1 protein-coding gene is annotated in these 572 nt (G+C 69.4%); it reads right to left on the bottom strand.

The window, feature by feature from the left end; genetic code table 11:
- A partial coding sequence (locus tag IE239_RS41600) for a beta-ketoacyl synthase N-terminal-like domain-containing protein (RefSeq protein WP_190154629.1) occupies positions 1 to 572 on the bottom strand: 572 nt, incomplete at both ends.

Here is a 572-nt window from a genome sequence, read left to right as displayed (position 1 = left end):
CGGCCATTCCCGCGCCTCGGTCAGCAGCTCCACCGCGCCGGCCGACCAGTCCACCTTCGGCGACGGCTCATCCACATGCAGCGTCTTCGGCAGCACACCATGCCGCATCGCCTGCACCATCTTGATCACACCCGCCACACCCGCCGCAGCCTGCGCATGACCGATGTTCGACTTCAACGACCCCAGCCACAACGGCCGATCACCACCCGGCCGCTCCTGACCGTACGTCGCGATCAACGCCTGCGCCTCGATCGGATCACCCAACGAAGTACCCGTACCATGCGCCTCCACCACGTCGACGTCAGCCGCCGACAGACCCGCGTTCGCCAGCGCCTGCCGGATCACACGCTGCTGCGAAGGACCGTTCGGCGCCGTCAGGCCGTTGGACGCGCCGTCCTGGTTGACCGCACTGCCCCGCACCAGGGCCAGCACCTCATGCCCGTTACGGCGAGCGTCCGACAGACGCTCCAGCAGGACCAGGCCCACACCCTCCGCCCACGCCGTGCCGTCCGCACCCGCCGCGAACGACTTGCACCGCCCGTCCGCAGCAAGACCCCGCTGCCGCGAGAACT

This window comes from Streptomyces humidus, from assembly GCF_014649655.1.
GTDB classification, from domain to species: Bacteria; Actinomycetota; Actinomycetes; order Streptomycetales; family Streptomycetaceae; genus Streptomyces; species Streptomyces humidus.
This window is presented reverse-complemented; position numbering and strand designations above follow the sequence as displayed.